We start from the raw sequence: 17,636 nt of genomic DNA on the forward strand, positions 1-17,636 counted from the left end.
GGGTCGCGGCCCGCCGGCTGGGCCCGCGGCGGCCGCCGGGTCGGAGTCTCGTCGTCATGCGGTTCATGGTCCTTCGACAAATGCGGGTTGGTTCGAACGCTCCCCGGTCCGGGCCCTTGCGGCGCCGGACGCCGTCAGCGCCGGACGTCGATCACGAGGCGCGAGCCGTCCTCGATCATCCGCGCCGAGAAACCGCGCTCCTCGTCGAGCGAGACGTAGTAGCTCGACGCGCCCTCGAAGACACTCGTCGTGACGGTCTCCTGGAAGACGTCCGACGTGCCCGTCCAGGCCTTGTCGAGGACGGTGTGGCCGTGCTCCTCCCCCGCCATCCCGGGCCGCAGACCGGTCACGTGGACGGCGAGATAGGCGGATCCGGCCATCTCGAGGGGCTGCCCGCTGCCCGGCTCCGTGGGCTCCTCGACGTACTCGACGCGGTACCCCGGCAGCGCGCCGTCGGTGTGGTCGAACACGATCCTGTCGAAACCGTCGTGGACCCCGACGCGCACGTCCTCGAGCAGCAGCTCCGCGCCCTCCCCCGGCGCCTCGAGCGCGTCCGGGAAGCCGTCGCTCTCGACCGCACCGGTCCCGTAGTCGCCGTCCGACAGCGCTGCCGACTCGTCCGTTCCGCCAGGGCCCGTCTCGCTCGACGCCGATGCGCTCGGATCGGGCGATGCCGTCCGCGACGGCGCGGGAGGCGACGCGTCGCCGGTGGCCGGGGCGCTGCCTTCGGTCGGCTCAGGCTCCGTGCCGCCGGGAGTGCAGGCCGCCAGGGCGAGGACCAGCGCCGCGGCGGCCGTGAGTGCTGGCAGCACCCGTCCACGCCGCGTGGCCGACCGGGCCGGAATCAGCTCCGCGCCCGGTCGCGTCTCCCCTGATGCGTGGTGCCCTGATGCGTGGCCCCGTGATGCGTGGTGCCCTGATACCTGGTCCCCTGCTGCCTGGCCCCCCGGGCGCGGCTCCGTGACTGGTAGTGCCATGACCGACCATCCTCCCGAGGTGCGACGCCGTCGGAACCGGGCGCCTGTCTCCCCAGCCTAACGCCGCACGGGGCACCGGGCCCGCGCGCACGGCGGGGCCCGCCGTCGCCGCATCCGGTCCTGACTAGCGGCCCGACGGTCGCCGGGGCTCCCAGACCACGAGCGCCTGGCTCCGCGGGCGCGGCCGTTCGCCGCGGGCCAGCGTCACCACGTCGCCCGCCGAGCCGGCCGCGAAGACGCGCGAGAGTCCGGACTGCCGGCGCCGGGCGGAGCGTTCGAGCTCGAGCTCCTCGGTCAGCTCACTGACGCGGGACTGGAGCGCCTGCACCTGGTGCTCCAGCTCCATGATCCGCTTGATCCCCTCGAGGGACACACCGTCCTTGGACAGGCGCTGCACCTCGCGCAGCAGTTCGACGTCGCGGGCGCTGTACCGACGCTGCTTGCCCCGCTGGCGCTGCGGCCTCACGATGCCCAACCGGTCGTACTGCCGCAGCGTCTGCGGGTGCATGTCGGCCAGCTGGGCCGCCACCGAGATCACGAACACCGGGGTCACATCGTCGGTCATCGCAGCCCCCTAGAGCGCAGCCTTCTCGGCCAGGCCCGCGCGGGGATCGGCGTCGGCGGTCGCGGCGGCGAAGGCCTCGACGGCCTCTCTCGCCTGCCCGGAGAGGTTCTGCGGCACGACGACGTCGATCGTCACCAGCAGGTCGCCGGTCGCCTTGGACGTCTTCACGCCGCGGCCCTTCACGCGCAGCGTCCGCCCGGAGCTCGACCCGGCCGGGACCTTCAGCCGCACGGTGTCGCCGGTCAGGGTGGGGACCTCGATCTCCCCGCCGAGCGCCGCCTCGGCGAAGGAGACGGGGACGTGCACCCGGATGTCGTTGCCGTCGCGGGCGAAGAACCGGTGCGGTTTCACGTGGATCTTGACCATCAGGTCGCCGGCGCCTGCCGGGCCCGGCTGTCCCTTGCCGCGTACGCGCACGGTCTGGCCGTCCTTGATGCCGGCCGGGACGCGGACCTCCACGATCTCCCCCGACGGGTCGCGCAGGCTGACCTTCGTCCCCTGGATGGACGACGCGAACGAGATGTTCGCGGTGGCGGTCCGGTCGGCGCCCTTGCGTGGGGGCTCCTGGAAGCCGCCGCCGAAGCCACCGCCGAATCCGCCGCCGCCGAAGAGGTCGGCGAACTCCGGTGGCACCTGTCCGCCGCCGCGCCCGCCGAAGCCGGGGCCGGCCTGCGCCCCGCCGCCGAAGAGGTTGCTGAACACGTCGTCGAACCCGGCACCCGCGCCGGGACCGCCGGCGCCGCCGGCGCTGAAACGCGCGCCGGAGCCCATGGCGCGGATCGCGTCGTACTGCTGGCGCTGTTCGGGGTCGGACAGGACCGTGTTCGCCTCGGTGACGTCCTTGAAGCGCTGCTCGGCCGTCTCGTCCCCGGGGTTCGTGTCCGGGTGGTACTTCCGGGCGAGCTTACGGTAGGCCTTCTTGATCTCCGCGTCCGACGCGTCCTTGGAGACGCCGAGGATCGCGTAGAAGTCCTTGTCGACCCAATCCTGGCTTGCCATCTGGCGCCTCCTCCTGCTGTGTCGATGAGAGTCTTCCTGCGCCGCGTCAGCGGCGGTGGCGGGCCCTGCCCGCCGGGGCGAGCACCGCCGTCGTACCGGTGGTCCCCAGCGCCTCGGGGAGGCGGTCGGGAGACGTCGGGACGACGGCGATGCACGCCCCCGGGCTCCGGGGAGCCCGAGGGGTGCGCCGGCTACTCGCCGGTCGAGACGATCACGCCTGCGGCGCGCAGGACGCGGTCGCCCTTGCGGTAGCCGGTGCGGAGGACCTGGGCGACGTGGTCGGCCGGGATCTCCGCGTTCGGCTGCTGCATCAGCGCCTCGTGGACGTTCGGGTCGAAGGCGCCGCCGGCCTCGGCGATCGGCTCCAGGCCGTGGCCCTCGAGGATCGTGTTCAGCTTGCGGGCGACGGCCGCGAACGGACCGTCCTCGAGGTCGCCGTGCTGGCGCGCGGCGTCGAGGTCGTCGAGCACCGGCAGCAGGCTGGTGAGGACCGACTGGACGGCAAGCTCGCGCACCTGCTCGCGGTCTCGCTCCACCCGCTTGCGGTAGTTCACGTACTCCGCCTGGAGGCGGAGGAGGTCGTTCCGCAGCTCCGCCTCCACGTCGGTCGCCGCTTCGGGCGCCGCGTCCGTGCCGGAGGCGCCGTTGATGATGCGCTCCGCCTCGGCGAGGGCCTCGGCGGCATCGGCCTCCGCGCTGCCCGCGGCGGCGGCGTCCGCTCCTCCGGAGGGGTTGCCCTCGGCAGCGCCGGTCTCCGCGGAGCCGGTCTCCGCGGAGCCGGCGTCCGCGGGAGCGGGGTCCTCCGACCCCGCCCCGGCAGCTTCCGTGCCGCGTGGCTGACCCGACTCCGGATCGATCTTCCGTTTGTCGTTGAAGCGCACGGGCTCCTCGCCGTGCTCTTCCTCGTGACCGTGATGCGGCATGGAAGGGACCGTCCTTACTTCTTCTCGTCCTCGTCGACGACCTCGGCGTCGACGATGTCCTCGTCATCGTTCTTGGCGTCGTCGGCGTCGGCCGTGGCGTCGCCCGCGGCACCCTCGGACTGGGCCTGCGAGTACAGGGCCTCGCCGAGCTTCGTCTGGGAGCTCTGGAGCTTCTCGAACGCGGCCTTCACCTCGTCGTCGTTGTCCTGCTGCTCCAGGGCGGCCTTGAGGGCGTCGACGTCGGCCTGGACCTCGGTCTTGACGTCCTCGGGGAGCTTGTCCTCGTTGTCCTTGATGAGCTTCTCCACGGAGTACGCGGACTGCTCGGCGGCGTTGCGGGTCTCGGCGGCCTCGCGGCGGGCCTTGTCGTCGGCCGCGTGCTCCTCGGCCTCCTTGACCATGCGGTCGATGTCCTCCTGCGACAGCGAGGAGCCGCCCGTGATGGTCATCGACTGCTCGGTGCCCGTGCCCTTGTCCTTGGCGGACACGTGGACGATGCCGTTGGCGTCGATGTCGAAGGTGACCTCGATCTGCGGCACGCCGCGCGGGGCCGGCGCGATGCCGGTCAGCTCGAACGTGCCCAGCGGCTTGTTGTCGCGGGTGAACTCGCGCTCGCCCTGGAAGACCTGGATGGACACGGACGGCTGGTTGTCGTCCGCCGTCGTGAAGGTCTCGGAGCGCTTGGTCGGGATGGCCGTGTTGCGCTCGATGAGCTTGGTCATCACGCCGCCCTTGGTCTCGATGCCGAGGGAGAGCGGGGTGACGTCGATGAGCAGGACGTCCTTGCGCTCGCCCTTCAGCACGCCGGCCTGGAGCGCGGCGCCGACGGCGACGACCTCGTCCGGGTTGACGCCCTTGTTGGCCTCCTGGCCGGCCAGGTCCTTGACCAGCTCGGAGACGGCCGGCATACGGGTGGAGCCGCCGACCAGGATGACGTGCGCGATGTCGGAGACCTTGATGCCGGCCTCCTGGATGACGTCGTGGAACGGCTTCTTGGTCCGCTCCAGCAGGTCCTTGGTCAGGTCCTGGAACTTGGCGCGGGACAGGTGCTCGTCCAGGTGCACCGGGCCCTCGGGGGTGACCGAGAGGTACTGCAGCGAGATGTTGGTGCTGGTGGCCGAGGAGAGCTCCTTCTTGGCCTGCTCGGCGGCCTCCTTCAGGCGCTGGAGGGCGATCTTGTCGTTGGACAGGTCGGCGCCCTTGGACTTGGCCTGGGCCAGCAGCCAGTCGACGATCCGCTGGTCCCAGTCGTCGCCGCCGAGGCGGTTGTCACCCGCGGTCGCGCGGACCTGGATGGTCGAGAAGCCATCCTCGTCCTTGCCCACCTCGAGGAGGGAGACGTCGAACGTGCCGCCGCCGAGGTCGAAGACGAGGATGAGCTCGTCCTCCTTGCCCTTGTCGAGGCCGTAGGCCAGGGCGGCCGCGGTCGGCTCGTTGACGATGCGCAGGACGTTCAGGCCCGCGATCTCGCCGGCCTCCTTGGTGGCCTGGCGCTCGGCGTCGTTGAAGTAGGCCGGGACGGTCACGACGGCGTCGGTGACCTTCTCGCCCAGGTACGACTCGGCGTCGTGCTTCAGCTTCATCAGGGTGCGCGCGGAGATCTCCTGCGCGGTGTACTTCTTGTCGTCGACCTCGACGCTCCAGTCGGTGCCCATGTGGCGCTTGACGGAGGCGATGGTGCGGTCGATGTTGTTGACGGCCTGCCGCTTGGCGATCTCGCCGACGAGAACCTCGCCGGACTTCGAGAAGGCGACGACGGACGGGGTGGTGCGGGCGCCCTCGGCGTTCGCGATGACGGTCGGCTCGCCGCCCTCGAGGACGGACACGACGGAGTTCGTGGTTCCGAGGTCGATTCCTACTGCACGTGACATGGTGCTCCTTCTTTCTGACGATGGGGCCGCCCGAGCCGACGCCGGTCTCCGGCACACTGGCTTGAGCGTTCTGGACTCAACTCTACTCACCCCCGGTCGGGTGTCAATCCAGAGTTGAGTGAAGTTCGCTCAACTTTGCCGCGACGGGCAGGGGCCGACCCGTCGCATCACCCCTGATCGTGGGCTGACTGGGGACGATCCAGAGCGTCGGGCCCCGGAGAGGGTGCTGTTCGCCCTGAGCGATGCGCCGGGGCGGTCCGATTCCGCGACCACGAGGGCCCACCTGATCCGACGTCGCTTCCGGCTCGCCACCGCCCCCGAGCCCCCGTGGCCAGGCCCAGCCAGCCGCCGTCAGCCCGGCCGGCCGCGCCGGAAGAGAACCGACGGCCACCAGAGCCACCGGCCCAGGTCGTGCGCCAGCGCCGGCACCAGCAGCGTCCGCACCACGAGGGTGTCGAGCAGCACGCCGAACGCGACGATGAAGCCGAGCTGGACCATGAACATGATGGGGACGACCGTCAGGGCGGCGAAGGTGGCCGCGAGGACCACGCCGGCCGAGGTGATCACCCCGCCCGTGACCGTCAGGGCGCGGGTCATCCCGTCGTGGACGCCGAGCCGCGCCACCTCCTCGCGCGCCCGGCTCATGAGGAAGATGTTGTAGTCCACGCCCAGCGCCACGAGGAACGTGAACCCGAAGAGCGGCACCGTCGGGTCCGCGCCCGGGAACTCGAAGAGGCCGTTGAACACGAGCGCCGAGACGCCCATGGCGGTGCCGTAGGAGAGGACCGTCGTCGCGACCAGCACGACCGGCGCGACGATGGAGCGAAGCAGGAGCATGAGGATCAGCAGGATGGCGGCCAGGACCAGCGGGATGATCTTCCGGACGTCGTCCTGCGCAGTGGCCTGCTGGTCGAGTGCGGTCGCCGTCGGGCCGCCGACCACCGAACCGGCGTCGAGGGCGTGGACCGTCGAGCGCAGCTCGACGACGGTCTGCTCCGCGGCCGCCGAGTCCGGAGGGTCCGCCAGCGTGACGCTGATCTGGACGCGACCGTCCACCACGCGCGGCTCCGCCCGGGGCCCGGCCGGTCCGCCGTCGTCGGCCGTGGCGTAGGCGGAGGCCACCCCGGGGCTCACGCCCACGGCATCCAGGGCGTCGTCCGCGCTGGCCTGGTCGATGTAGATCTGCGTGGGCGAGCCGGAGCCCGCGTCGAAGTGCCGGGCGATCGCCTCCTGGCCGTCGCGGGCCTCGGACGGCCCGAGGACCAGCGAGGACTCCGGGACGCCGGAGGCCTGCAACTGCGCCACCCCGAGGCAGCCGAGGGCGAGCGCGATCGTCGTGACGATCCACACGGGCCGGTGCCGACGGCGGACCCACCGGGCGATGGCCGACCAGAACGGATAGCCGGCCCGCCCCTCGGCCTCCGGCCCGGTGCGCGTCGGCAACTGCTTCGGCATGACGGGCCAGAAGGCGGCCCGCCCCAGGAAGCCCAGGAGCGCCGGCAGGAGGGTCATGGCCGCCAGCACGGAGAAGACGATGCCGCTGGCGGCGATGGGGCCGAGCGCCTGGTTCGAGTTCAAGTCGGAGAACATCAGGCAGAGCAGCCCGACGACGACCGTCCCGGCGGAGGCCAGGATCGGCTCCACGGACCGCCGCCAGGCCTGCCGCACCGCACCCCACCGGTCCAGCCCCTCGCTCAGCGCCTCCCGGAAGCGCGCCACGATGAGCAGGCAGTAGTCCGTGGCCGCGCCGATGACGAGGATCGAGAGGATGCCCTGGCTCTGCCCGTCGATGCGGATCACGCCCGCGGAGGCCATCTGGTACACGACGACGATGGCCGCGCAGAGCGCCGCGACGGCCGTGAGCAGCACGGAGACCGGCAGGAGCACCGAGCGGTAGACCACCACCAGGATGACGAGGACGGCCAGCAGCGCGACGACCAGGAGGACGCCGTCGATGCCGCCGAAGGCCTCCGTGAGGTCGGCGGCGAAGCCTGCCGGACCCGTGACGTACACCGTGACGCCCTCGGCGAGGTCCCCGCGCTCCAGGGCTGCAGCGCCCAGGTCCCGCAGCTCCTCCACGGCCGCCTCGACGTCGACCCCGCTGGACACGGGCACGACGAGCTCCAGTGCCCGCCCGTCGTCGGACGGGAGGGGTCCCACGACGGTGCCGTCGACGACCGACCGGCCGCCGACCTCGGCCGACCGGAGGTCCCCCAGGAGCGGCGCGGCGTCCTGCGGGGACAGTTCGGCCTCCGCCTCGAGGACGACGACGGCCGGCGTCGCATCCGACGCGGAGAACCTGGACTGCCACTCGACGGCTCGCGTCGCCTCCGCCGAGTCCGGGAGGAAGGTGGTGCGATCGGTGGTCTGCACCTCGCCGATCCTGCCGAAGGTCGGCCCGCCGACGGCCATGACGGCGAGCCAGACGGCGACTACTGTCAGGGCGATCAGTCCGCGCACAAAAGCCGACCTCGTATCCCGGCCCACGAGTACCTCCGTTGTCCGCGCCGGGCCGGCCAGTGCGACCCGGCGTCACGTCCGATGCGTCGAATTAGTTCGACGATGGAAATACTAGCCGGTCCGCGGCCGCCCCGGCGCTATGATCGGACCTTCGCCCCATCGCCCGACCCCGCCCGAGCACCGCCATGAGACCGAGCCCCACCATGAGACCGAGCAACCCCCACGTGAACCCAGAGCCGGAGGCACGCGGTGCGGTCTCCGGCGCACCCCTCGACCGGCCGGACTCGGCCGGGCTGCGGTGGCGGCTGATCGAGTCGCTGCAACGGGTCACCGTGGCCTCCGAACGGTACGTCGACTCGGCGGCGCGCTCCGCGCGGGTGCACAAGACCGACCTCCACGCGCTCAACGCCGTGCTCGAGAGCGAGCGCTCGGGAGAGGCCGCGACGGCCTCCGACCTGGCCCGCCACCTGGGACTGTCGGCGCCCGCCACCACAGCACTGGTCGACCGGCTGCAGAAGCAGGGCCACGTCGAGCGCCGGCGCGACGCCGCCGACCGCCGCCGGATCGAGTTGCACACCACCGATCTGGCCCGCCGGACCGGTTCGCGCATCTTCAGGCCGCTGGCGCTGGCCCTCGACTCGATGGCCGGTGCCTACACGGACGACGAGCTCCGGCTCATCGAGGGATTCCTCCACCGCGCGTCGACGACGATCGACGAGGCAGCCGACGGAGCGGCCAGGCGGGCAGCCGAGGAGGACTGACCCGAGAGAGACGGAAGGGCGGTAGCCGCACCACTGGTGCGGCTACCGCCCTTCCGTCGATGTCCGTCCGGGGCTGCGCCGGCCGGCCCGCCGATCACGCCGGCTCGACGCCGCGTTTCAGCGGTGCCGGGCCTCAGCGGCGGCGTTCGCCCGTCGCCGGCGCGGTGGCGCGGCGGGTGCCGCGGCGTCCGCGCGGGGCACGGGGAGCCTCGCCGCCGGCCTGGCCGTCACGCCGGCCGGCACCGCCGGAGTGCTGCTGGCCGGCGCCCTGGGGACGCCCACCGCGACGGCTCTCGCCGTCCTGTGCGGGACGCTGGCGTGCCGGACGCGCCTCCTGGCCGGCTGCCGGCTCGGAGCGCTGGGGACGGCTGCGCCGGCCCTCGCCCTGGGCCCGCTGGGCCGCCGGAGCCTCGGCGGAGCCGGGACGACGGCGCGAGCGACCGCCGCGGCGGCCCTCACCCTGCCCGTCGCCGCCGCCACGCGGCCGGTCCGCCTTGGGACGTGCCTGTTGCTGGCGCGGCTGCGGCGCCACGTACTCGACGGCCTCGGCCTCGGCACCGCGGATGGCGAGCACGGCGTCGTCGTCGGGGCTCACGCGCTGGAACGGCACCGAGATGCCGGCGGCCTTCAGCAGCGTCGAGACCTCCCGCTGCTGCTCGTAGGTGGAGATCGTGACGACGGCGCCCTCGCTGCCGGCGCGAGCGGTACGTCCCGAGCGGTGCAGGTAGGACTTGTGCTCGGTCGGCGGATCGATGTGGACCACCAGCTCGACGCCGTCGACGTGCACGCCGCGGGCCGCGACGTCCGTGGCCACGAGGACCTTGGCGTCGCCGGCCGAGAACGCGGCGAGGTTCCGGTCGCGGGCGTTCTGGCTGAGGTTGCCGTGCAGGTCGACGGCGGGCACGCCCGACTTGGACAGCCACAGGGCCATCTTCTTGGCGTGGTGCTTGGTGCGCATGAACATGATGCGGCGGCCGGCGCCGGCGGCGAGCTCGCGGACGAGGTCCTTCTTCTCGTCGGCGTCGACGACCAGCACGTGGTGCGTCATGGTCTCGACGGCGGCTTGGGGCGCGTCGACGGAGTGCGTCACCGGGCGGTCGAGGTACCGCTTGACCAGCGTGTCGACGCCGTTGTCCAGTGTCGCGGAGAAGAGCATGTGCTGGATGCCGCGCGGCAGGCGGTCGAGGATGCGGCGGACCATGGGCAGGAAGCCCATGTCGGCCATGTGGTCGGCCTCGTCCAGCACCGAGATCTCCACGGTGGAGAGGTCCACGTAGCCCTGACCGATGAGGTCCTCGAGCCGGCCGGGGCAGGCGATCAGCACGTCGACGCCGGCCTTGAGCTCCTGCACCTGGCGGTGCTGGGAGACGCCGCCGAAGACGACGGCGGTCTTCAGGCCGAGCGCCGAGGCCAGCGGGTCGACGGTGCGCGAGATCTGGGTCGCGAGCTCGCGGGTCGGCGCCATGATCAGGGCGCGGGGGCGGTAGGAGGCGCGGCGCACGCCGGAGGCGGCGAGCCGGGCCGCGATCGGCAGGCTGAAGGCGAGAGTCTTGCCGGAGCCGGTCTGGCCGCGGCCGAGGACGTCGCGTCCCGCCATCGTGGACGGGAGCGTGGCCTCCTGGATCGGGAACGGGCTGGTGGCGCCCATGCCGTTGAGGATGGTGAGCAGGCGCTCGGGCACGCCGAGCTGAGCGAAGGAAGTCATCACTGTCTTTCAATCAGAGTGGGACCGTCGGCAGGAGCACTCGGCGGTCTGGCAGCCGGCTGGTGCCGGCAGGTCGCCGAAGTCTCTGACCGCGGACCGGGCCCGTCGGACTGACGGAGGCTCGGACGTATCGATGGCCGGTGGGGCCATGCACGACAGGAGGATCGACGCAGGACACGGGGCTGGCGCGGAATGCGTCCGCCGCTCGTATCGCAGGAACCCCACACTACCAGTCACCACGGCGTCCTGTCGGTGGCGGGCGTCACGACGGGCGCCGGACCGCACTCCGGCCGGCGTCCCCGGCCGGCCGGACCCTCCGTTCCGCGCAGTGCCGGCGCCCGGCCGGACCGTCCGCCGCAGCCGGCAGACGCCGGGACGAGGCTGAGCGGGCGACTGGGTTCCACCCGCCGCTGGGCCCTATGATCTCCCGGTGACGTTGAGTGTGTGGCTACCCCTGCTCGGCGCCTGCGCCCTGATCAGCTTCACGCCGGGCGCCGGCGCCATCAACACGATGTCCAACGCGATCAGCTCCGGGTTCCGCCGCTCCTTCTGGGGCATCCTCGGCCAGCAGCTGGCCCTGCTCATCCACGTCCTCATCGTCGCCGCCGGCGTCGGCCTGCTCGTCACGAACTCGCCGTTGGCGTTCAACATCATCCGCTACGCCGGCGCCGCCTACCTGGTCTACCTGGGCGTGCGGCTGATGCTGGCGAAGCCGGCCGCCGAGGTCGCCGACGCGGGCCAGCGCGTGCGCGAGCCGGCCTGGTCCATGTTCCGCCGCGGCATCTGGGTGAACCTGCTGAACCCCAAGGCCATCGTCTTCTTCCTGGCCTTCACCCCGCAGTTCATCGACCCCTCGGCGCCGCTGCTGCCGCAGTACGCGGCCTTCATCGGCACCGTGGTCCTGGTCGACGTCGCCGTGATGTGGTTCTTCTTCGCGGCGACCGCCAAGTCCTTCCGGCGCTTCACCCGGGGAGCGCGCGGCCAGCGCCTCATGAACCTGTCCTTCGGCACGCTGTTCATCTTCGTCGCCGTCCTCCTCCTGCTGACGCACTGACCCGGGCCCCGCCGCCTCGCGTGCCGCCGCTCACGCGCCGCGGCGTGGCTCCCTAGACTGGAGTCATGTTCCGCATCGCCGCTGTCTGCACAGGCAATATCTGCCGCTCCCCCATGGCCGAGTACCTCCTCCGGACCGAGCTGGAGGCGGCCGGGATCGACGACGTCGTCGTGACCTCCAGCGCTGTCAGCGAGTGGGAGCTCGGCAACCCGATCGACGCGCGCGCGGGCGCTCTCCTGGCCCGCCAGGGGATCGACACCGCCGGGCACGTGGCGCGGCAGTTCGACGCCTCGGATTTCGAGAACGTCGACCTGGTGCTCGCGCTCGACACCGACCACTACGCGGCGCTGCGCCGCATGGCCCCCACGCCCGAGGCCGAGGAGAAGGTCCGCATGCTGCGCTCGTTCGACCCGGAGGTCGCCGAGGCCGGTCTCTCCGCGCAGGGCATCTACGATCCGTGGTTCGGCGACGAGGGCGACTTCGAGACCACGCACCGCCTGATCATGTCCGCCATGCCCGGCCTGGTGGAGTACATCCGCAGCGCGGCCCGCCCGGCGGACAGCTGACCGTTGAGCCCCTCCTCCGCAGCGCCGCGCCGCTCCGCGCCGACGCTGATCGCTATCGATGGCCGCTCGGGCGCCGGCAAGAGCACTCTGGCCCTCGAGCTCGTCACGCGGCTGCGTCGGCACCATCACGTCTCGCTGTTCCATCTCGAGGACCTCTACCCGGGCTGGGACGGCCTCGCCACGGCGATCGACGTCTTCGCCGTCGAGGTCCTCCCCGAGCTGGCGGCGGGCCGCGACGCGACCTGGCGGGCGTGGGACTGGACGGGCGACTGCCCCGGCGAGCGACGGCGCACCCCGGCGGCCGACGTCGTCGTGCTGGAGGGAGTCGGAGTCGCGTCCGCGGCGGCACGGCCGCTCCTGGACGCGGTGGTCTGGATCGACGAGGACGACGACGTCCGCCGGGCGCGCGCCCTGGACCGCGACGGCGATACCTACCGTCCGCACTGGGACCGCTGGGCCGCCCAGGAGGAGCTCTGGCTCGCGGACGACGACGTCCGGTCGGCCGCGGACGTCGTCGTCCGCCGATCCGACGGCGGGTCGGCCGTCGAGGCGACGGAAGCCGCCCTCCTGCACCTGCCGGGCCTGCACGATGTCCTGCGCCCGGAGGTCGTCGCGGCCCGGTCCCTGGTCCAGCGGGTCGACGAGATCCGGCTGACCGGTCCGGTCGCCGCCGCAGACGTCTTCGAGCGCCTCGGCGCCCACCACGCGCCCCATGCAGCGCTGCTCGAGGCGTCGAATCCGGAGGCCGAGGACGCCGGCGGACGGAACAGGTTCAGCATCATCGCCCTGGCCGACCACGGTGCGGCCGGCCCCGACGGCGTCGGCGCTCCCGACCGCGCAGCCGGAGCCGGAGCCGGAGCCGGAGCCGATCATCCAATCCCCGAGCCGTTCCGCGCACCCGGGACCGGGTGCGGGCGGACGGTCGTCGAGCACAGGGCTGCCGGGGACGGACAGGACGCGGACGCCCAGCCGCGGACGCTGGTCCGCGTCGGCGCGGCGACGGCCAACGTGCCGGGCCCGTTCACGGAGTGGCTCGCCCGCTGGTGGGACCCGGCGGAGGACGCCGGGGCCCGTCGCCTGACCGGCCCCGGCGCGCTCGGGTATCTCTCGAGCGGGTGCAACTTCCAGCTGGGCTGGACCGGGTGGCTGGGCTACGAGCTGAAGCGCGAGGTCGGCGGCTCGTCGGTGGCCGGGTCCCTGCCCGACGCCCTCCTGTTCCGGACCCGCCGCGCCGTGGTGATCGACCATCACGAGGCACGCGCCTGGACGCTCCAGGAAGAGTCCGCCAGATCCGATCCGGCGCATGGTCGACTAGGCGACTCGTCCACTGATTTTGACGCGGCGTCGCCCGCGTGGAGCACCACCGTGCGGCACGCGCTCCGCGCCAGCACCGGGGCGGCCGGCATACCCCCGACCCCGCACTCCGTGCCGGTCTTCTCCTGCCGCGACGACGCCGCCGGTTACCAGGCGAAGGTCCGCGCCGCGCAGGCCGAGATCCGGGACGGCAACAGCTACGAGGTCTGCCTCACGACGAGACTGGAGGCCAGAGCGAAGGACTGGGAACCGTGGCAGGCCTACCGCCAGCTCCGCCGCACGAACCCGGCCCCGTTCGCCGCCTACCTGCGCGCCGACGGCGTCGCACTGGCCGGGACGTCCCCGGAGCGGTTCCTCCGGATCGACGCTGATGGATGGATGCGCGCCGAACCGATCAAGGGCACGCGACGGCGCTCCGCCGACCCGGAGCACGACGCGGCCCTGCGTCGGGACCTCGAGTCATCGCCCAAGGACCGGGCGGAGAACATCATGATCGTGGACCTGCTGCGCAACGACCTGGTCCGCAGCGCTGCACCGGAGACGCTCTCGGTCCCGCGGCTCTGCGCCATCGAGTCGTACGCGAGCGTGCACCAGATGGTGTCCACCATCGAGGCGCGCCTGCGGCCCGCCGCCTCACGCGCCGAGGCCGTCATGGCCGCCTTCCCGCCCGGTTCGATGACGGGGGCCCCCAAGATCTCGACCATGGCGATCCTGGACCGGTTGGAGGAGGGCCACGCCCGCGGCCTCTACTCGGGCGGGATCGGGTACTTCGCCGACTCGGGCGCCTGCGATCTCTCCGTGGTCATCCGGAGCCTCGTGATGACGGCGGATGAATCGGACGACGGCGCCTGGAGTCTCTCGCTCGGGGTCGGCGGCGCGGTGACCGCGGACTCGGACCCGGCCGACGAGTGGGACGAGGTCCGGACCAAGGCCTTCGGCGTCCTGAACGCCCTCGGCGCCGAGTTTCCGGACGCGTAGTCCCCGAGGGACACCCGGGCGAGGGACCCGGACCCCAGGTGGGCGAAGGACGACGACGTGCGCGGAGGACCGCTACTGCAGGGTCGCCGTCAAGCGGCAGACGTTGTCGAGCCACCGGGCCGCCGGCTTGCGCGCCGCCCACTCCTCGAGCGTGAGCTCCTTGGACTCGAGCCGGTACTCGTCCTGGACCCGGTTGACCTCCTCGACGACCTCGGCTCCGAGCATCATGATCGAGACCTCGCGGTTCAGCGAGAACGAGCGCATGTCCATGTTCGAGGAGCCGAAGACGGCCACCGTGTCGTCCACGGTCAGGCACTTGGTGTGCAGGACGGTCGGCTGCCGGTAGCGGAAGATCCGCACCCCCGCCTTCAGCAACTGGGCGTAATAGGACTGCTGCGCGTGATTGACCAGGAACTGGTCGCCGCGCTCGGAGACGAACAGCTCCACGCGGACGCCGCGCTGCGCCGCCGTCGTAATGGCGTAGAGCAGGGAGTCGTCCGGGACGAAGTACGGACTGGTGATGGTCAGCCGCTCCAGCGCGCCGTAGACCAGCGTGTTGAACAGCCGCAGGTTGTTCTCCGACTCGAAACCCGGGCCGCTGGGCACGATCTGCGCTCGTGTCTCCCCCCGGCTCGGCTCCAGGCCGCCGGCGACCACGTCGGCGAGCAGATCGTCGTCGCTCTCCTGGTACCAGTCGGTGGCGAAGACGATGTCCAGGCCGGTCACGAGCGGCCCCTCGACACGGGCCATGATGTCCATCCACTCGCGGCCGATGCGGTGCGCGGCCTCGCGCTTGTAGCCGGGCTCGATGAGATTCTGGCTGCCCGTGAAAGCGACCTTGCCGTCGACGATGACGAGTTTGCGGTGGTTGCGGAGATCGGGGCGGCGCCACCGCCATTTGCGGACCGAGACCGGCAGCATCGGATGCCATTCGATGCCGGCGCCCGTGAGGCGGCGCTTGAGGTTCCGGTACCCGTCGACGCGCAGGGTCCCCAGGTGGTCGAAGAGGACCCGGACGTTCACGCCGCGCTGGACCGCGCGCTCCAGCGCCTCGAGGAAGGGTGAGACGTATTCGTCGTCGTCGCCGATGATGTAGAACTGCACGTGGACGTACTTCTCGGCGCGTTCGATCTCGCCGGTCATGGCCTCGATCGACCGCTTGTAGTCGGTGATGAAGTCGAACCGGTTGCCGCTGTGCATCGGGAAGGCGCCGAGCTGACGGTTGAGGAACACCACCGACTCCAGCCACTCCGGCGCGTCGCCGGTGACGTCCTCGCTCTCCAGGTGCTGGGTGGATTCGAGGATCCGGCGGTTGACCTGCAGCTGCTTCTGGGTGCGCCGGTCGGAGAGCTTGAAGTTCCCGAACAGCAGGAAGAGCGCCAGGCCGAGCGCGGGGATGAAGAAGATCGCCAGCAGCCACGCCATCGCCGTCGTGGGGCGCCGGTTCCCGGGGACGATGCCGAGCATCAGCACCCGGATCGCGACGTCGAAGGCCCAGGCGACGGCCAGGAGCCACACGGGCAAGTCGTTCAGGAGCGACACTGCGTCGACCACATTCCACCTTCCTCCTCGGCACCGCTGCACGCCGCCCCCGGCGCGAGCCATGCCGGTCTCTGCGCGGCGACACGCAGCAATGGGTCCAGCCTAGTCGGGCGCGGAAGAGCCCGGGACGCCACCCGTCTGCCGGCTCGGATCGGCACGGCAAGTAATCTGGTGGGCATGACAGTCTTGGTGTTCATCGACCCGTCCGTCCCCGCAGGCCGAGTGGCCGACGCCTCGGCACCGCAGCTCTCCGTGCTCGACCAGGGAGCGACCCGTGGCGACGGGATCTTCGAGTCCGCCCTCTACAAGGGGGGCTCGGTCCGCAAGCTGGACATGCACCTGGCTCGGCTGCAGTCCTCGGCCCAGCTCTCGGACTTGGACATCCCCGGGGAGGACGTGTGGCGGGCGGCGGTCGCCACCGCCATCGCGGAGTACGACGGCGAGGCACGCCGGGTCGATGCCGGCACCGGCACAGGGGGTCAGCCGGACACCGACGTCGAGGCGGTCGTGAAGCTGATCGCCACCCGCGGTCCGGAGGGTGCCGGGCACGGCACCTCCTGGGTGACGGTCTCACCGGCCCCGGCACTGGGTCGTGAACAGCGGGAGACCGGAGTGCGAGTGCTGCTCCTCGACCGCGGCTACGACTCCACGGTGGCGGAGCGCGCGCCGTGGCTGCTGATGGGGGCGAAGACGCTGTCCTACGCGGTCAACATGGCCGCCCTGCGCCACGCGCGGAAGAACGATGCCGATGATGTCATCTTCACCTCCAGCGACGGGCGAGTGCTCGAGGGCCCGACGTCCACCGTCCTGCTCGCCACGCGGGAGGGGAACGAGAAGCGGCTGATCACGCCGACCCTGCGGACTGGAATCCTGCCGGGAACGACGCAGGGCGCGTTGTTCGGCCTGGCCGAGGAGGCGGGCTGGAAGCTGGGGTACGGTCCGGTCGTCCCGCAGGACCTGCTGGATGCGGACGCGGTCTGGCTCGTCTCCAGCGTTCGGTTGCTGGCGCCGGTGACGGCCATCGACGGTCAGCCCATCGCGACGGACGCGGAGCTCACTGCCGAGCTCTCACGGCTCATCGACGCCATCGAGTAATTGTTCTACTCCTCCCAGGGCGGTGTGGTGAGCCAGGGCGAGCGGCAGGCCCACCCGTCGGGGTTCTCGATGCAGTCCTCGGCCACGTTCCGGGTGACCGTCTCCCAGATGCTGACGCCTCGAGGATCGGACGGCACCACGGCGACGCCGGAGACGGGCAGCCACGGAGAGCCGTTGTACCGGAACTGGCCGGTGTACACGGTCTCGAGTCCGATGTCGTAGTTCCCGGTCTCCTCGTAGACGACGCTCGTCACCGTTGAGAACTCATACGGATCAGCATCTTCCGGACGCGGCCCGCCCGGCTCAGCCACAGTGCGCGTGCGCCCGTCACCGTAGGACCACCTGTACTCGATCGGAGTCGCCCGGACCTCCACCTCGGTCCCCAGGATCGTCGTCGTCAGCGTCTGCGCCTCACTGTCGGCCCAGACATTCACGTGGTGCCCGACCAGCGCCACGCCCCAGCCTTCGACCTCATCCTGGAATTGGATCCCGGCTGAGGCCAGCGGCAACGAACGAAATTGGGCTTGTGTCAGGACGATGTTATCCATCGTCGCTTCCGCGTCGGATTCGGAGACTTCGGCTTCTCCGAGGCATCCCGTCACACCAGTACGGATCCGCTCGGGATTGTCGACCGTATAAGAATATTGGCGGTAGTAACGCTGGCCATCGATGCAGATATTATCCGTGTTTTCGACGCAGGCGACATCTATGACTCCTGAATTCTCAATATCACAGTAGAGCACCCAAGAATAGAATACACTCGGAGTTTTCGGCATGGACGCTTCGCCCGCCCCTGCACCACTTTGAGCGTCCTCACGGTCTTTTC

14 protein-coding genes are annotated in these 17,636 nt (G+C 71.4%); 5 read left to right on the forward strand and 9 right to left on the reverse strand.

The genetic code is table 11. From position 1 onward, the window contains the following. Positions 1 to 134 precede the first annotated feature (134 nt). The 6 genes from RIN46_RS10300 to RIN46_RS10325 form a co-directional block, all read right to left on the reverse strand. On the reverse strand, positions 135 to 812 hold the full coding sequence (locus RIN46_RS10300; protein ID WP_309080957.1) for a hypothetical protein: 678 nt from the start codon (positions 810 to 812) through the stop codon (positions 135 to 137). Between the two features lie 289 nt (positions 813 to 1,101). Next, a complete protein-coding gene (locus RIN46_RS10305) occupies positions 1,102 to 1,542 on the reverse strand; it encodes a heat shock protein transcriptional repressor HspR (protein WP_309080956.1) in 441 nt (146 codons plus the stop codon). A 9-nt stretch (positions 1,543 to 1,551) separates the two neighbouring features. Next, the gene (locus RIN46_RS10310; RefSeq protein WP_309080955.1) at positions 1,552 to 2,541 is read right to left on the reverse strand and encodes a J domain-containing protein; all 990 of its coding nucleotides are present in this window, start codon (positions 2,539 to 2,541) and stop codon (positions 1,552 to 1,554) included. Between the two features lie 191 nt (positions 2,542 to 2,732). After that, positions 2,733 to 3,464: a nucleotide exchange factor GrpE gene (locus RIN46_RS10315; RefSeq protein ID WP_309080954.1), complete on the reverse strand. Its 732-nt coding sequence runs from the start codon at positions 3,462 to 3,464 to the stop codon at positions 2,733 to 2,735. A gap of 14 nt (positions 3,465 to 3,478) precedes the next feature. Then, positions 3,479 to 5,335: a molecular chaperone DnaK gene (gene dnaK, locus RIN46_RS10320; protein ID WP_309080953.1), complete on the reverse strand. Its 1,857-nt coding sequence runs from the start codon at positions 5,333 to 5,335 to the stop codon at positions 3,479 to 3,481. A gap of 351 nt (positions 5,336 to 5,686) precedes the next feature. Further along, on the reverse strand, positions 5,687 to 7,795 hold the full coding sequence (locus tag RIN46_RS10325) for an efflux RND transporter permease subunit (RefSeq protein WP_309080952.1): 2,109 nt from the start codon (positions 7,793 to 7,795) through the stop codon (positions 5,687 to 5,689). A gap of 203 nt (positions 7,796 to 7,998) precedes the next feature. On the opposite strand from RIN46_RS10325, the gene RIN46_RS10330 reads away from it, so the two are divergent. After that, on the forward strand, positions 7,999 to 8,556 hold the full coding sequence (locus RIN46_RS10330; protein WP_309080951.1) for a MarR family transcriptional regulator: 558 nt from the start codon (positions 7,999 to 8,001) through the stop codon (positions 8,554 to 8,556). A 133-nt stretch (positions 8,557 to 8,689) separates the two neighbouring features. On the opposite strand, the gene RIN46_RS10335 is transcribed toward RIN46_RS10330, so the two are convergent. Beyond that, entirely contained in the window at positions 8,690 to 10,261 is a 1,572-nt protein-coding gene (locus RIN46_RS10335) for a DEAD/DEAH box helicase (protein ID WP_309080950.1), read from the reverse strand. 430 nt (positions 10,262 to 10,691) lie between these two features. Here RIN46_RS10335 and RIN46_RS10340 point away from each other — a divergent pair, with 430 nt between their 5' ends. The 3 genes from RIN46_RS10340 to RIN46_RS10350 all read left to right on the forward strand — a co-directional run bounded on the left by RIN46_RS10340 (position 10,692) and on the right by RIN46_RS10350 (position 14,173). Next, on the forward strand, positions 10,692 to 11,315 hold the full coding sequence (locus RIN46_RS10340) for a LysE family transporter (protein WP_309080949.1): 624 nt from the start codon (positions 10,692 to 10,694) through the stop codon (positions 11,313 to 11,315). Positions 11,316 to 11,380: 65 nt separating this feature from the next. After that, positions 11,381 to 11,881, forward strand: coding sequence for a low molecular weight protein-tyrosine-phosphatase (locus tag RIN46_RS10345; RefSeq protein ID WP_309080948.1), 501 nt, complete (start codon positions 11,381 to 11,383; stop codon positions 11,879 to 11,881). 3 nt (positions 11,882 to 11,884) lie between these two features. After that, positions 11,885 to 14,173 carry a chorismate-binding protein gene (locus tag RIN46_RS10350; RefSeq protein ID WP_309080947.1) on the forward strand — a complete coding sequence of 763 codons (2,289 nt, stop codon included), beginning with the start codon at positions 11,885 to 11,887 and terminating at the stop codon, positions 14,171 to 14,173. Between the two features lie 72 nt (positions 14,174 to 14,245). Here the strand turns inward: RIN46_RS10350 and cls are convergent, their stop codons facing one another. Further along, positions 14,246 to 15,727, reverse strand: coding sequence for a cardiolipin synthase (gene cls, locus RIN46_RS10355; protein ID WP_309080946.1), 1,482 nt, complete (start codon positions 15,725 to 15,727; stop codon positions 14,246 to 14,248). A 165-nt stretch (positions 15,728 to 15,892) separates the two neighbouring features. Between cls and RIN46_RS10360 the strand changes: the two genes are divergently transcribed. Further along, positions 15,893 to 16,810, forward strand: coding sequence for an aminodeoxychorismate lyase (locus RIN46_RS10360; protein WP_309080945.1), 918 nt, complete (start codon positions 15,893 to 15,895; stop codon positions 16,808 to 16,810). Positions 16,811 to 16,815: 5 nt separating this feature from the next. Here the strand turns inward: RIN46_RS10360 and RIN46_RS10365 are convergent, their stop codons facing one another. Beyond that, a complete protein-coding gene (locus RIN46_RS10365; RefSeq protein ID WP_309080944.1) occupies positions 16,816 to 17,553 on the reverse strand; it encodes a hypothetical protein in 738 nt (245 codons plus the stop codon). Between the last annotated feature and the right edge of the window lie 83 nt (positions 17,554 to 17,636).

This window comes from Zhihengliuella sp., from assembly GCF_031178195.1.
Classification (GTDB): Bacteria; Actinomycetota; Actinomycetes; order Actinomycetales; family Micrococcaceae; genus Zhihengliuella.

Coding starts and splice junctions, on each gene's coding strand:
- RIN46_RS10305 (WP_309080956.1), bottom strand. CDS start 1,542: ATGACCGACGATGTGACCCCGGTGTTCGTGATCTCGGTGGCGGCCCAG.
- RIN46_RS10315 (WP_309080954.1), bottom strand. CDS start 3,464: ATGCCGCATCACGGTCACGAGGAAGAGCACGGCGAGGAGCCCGTGCGC.
- RIN46_RS10345 (WP_309080948.1), top strand. CDS start 11,381: ATGTTCCGCATCGCCGCTGTCTGCACAGGCAATATCTGCCGCTCCCCC.
- RIN46_RS10335 (WP_309080950.1), bottom strand. CDS start 10,261: ATGACTTCCTTCGCTCAGCTCGGCGTGCCCGAGCGCCTGCTCACCATC.
- RIN46_RS10310 (WP_309080955.1), bottom strand. CDS start 2,541: ATGGCAAGCCAGGATTGGGTCGACAAGGACTTCTACGCGATCCTCGGC.
- dnaK (WP_309080953.1), bottom strand. CDS start 5,335: ATGTCACGTGCAGTAGGAATCGACCTCGGAACCACGAACTCCGTCGTG.
- RIN46_RS10330 (WP_309080951.1), top strand. CDS start 7,999: ATGAGACCGAGCAACCCCCACGTGAACCCAGAGCCGGAGGCACGCGGT.
- RIN46_RS10360 (WP_309080945.1), top strand. CDS start 15,893: ATGACAGTCTTGGTGTTCATCGACCCGTCCGTCCCCGCAGGCCGAGTG.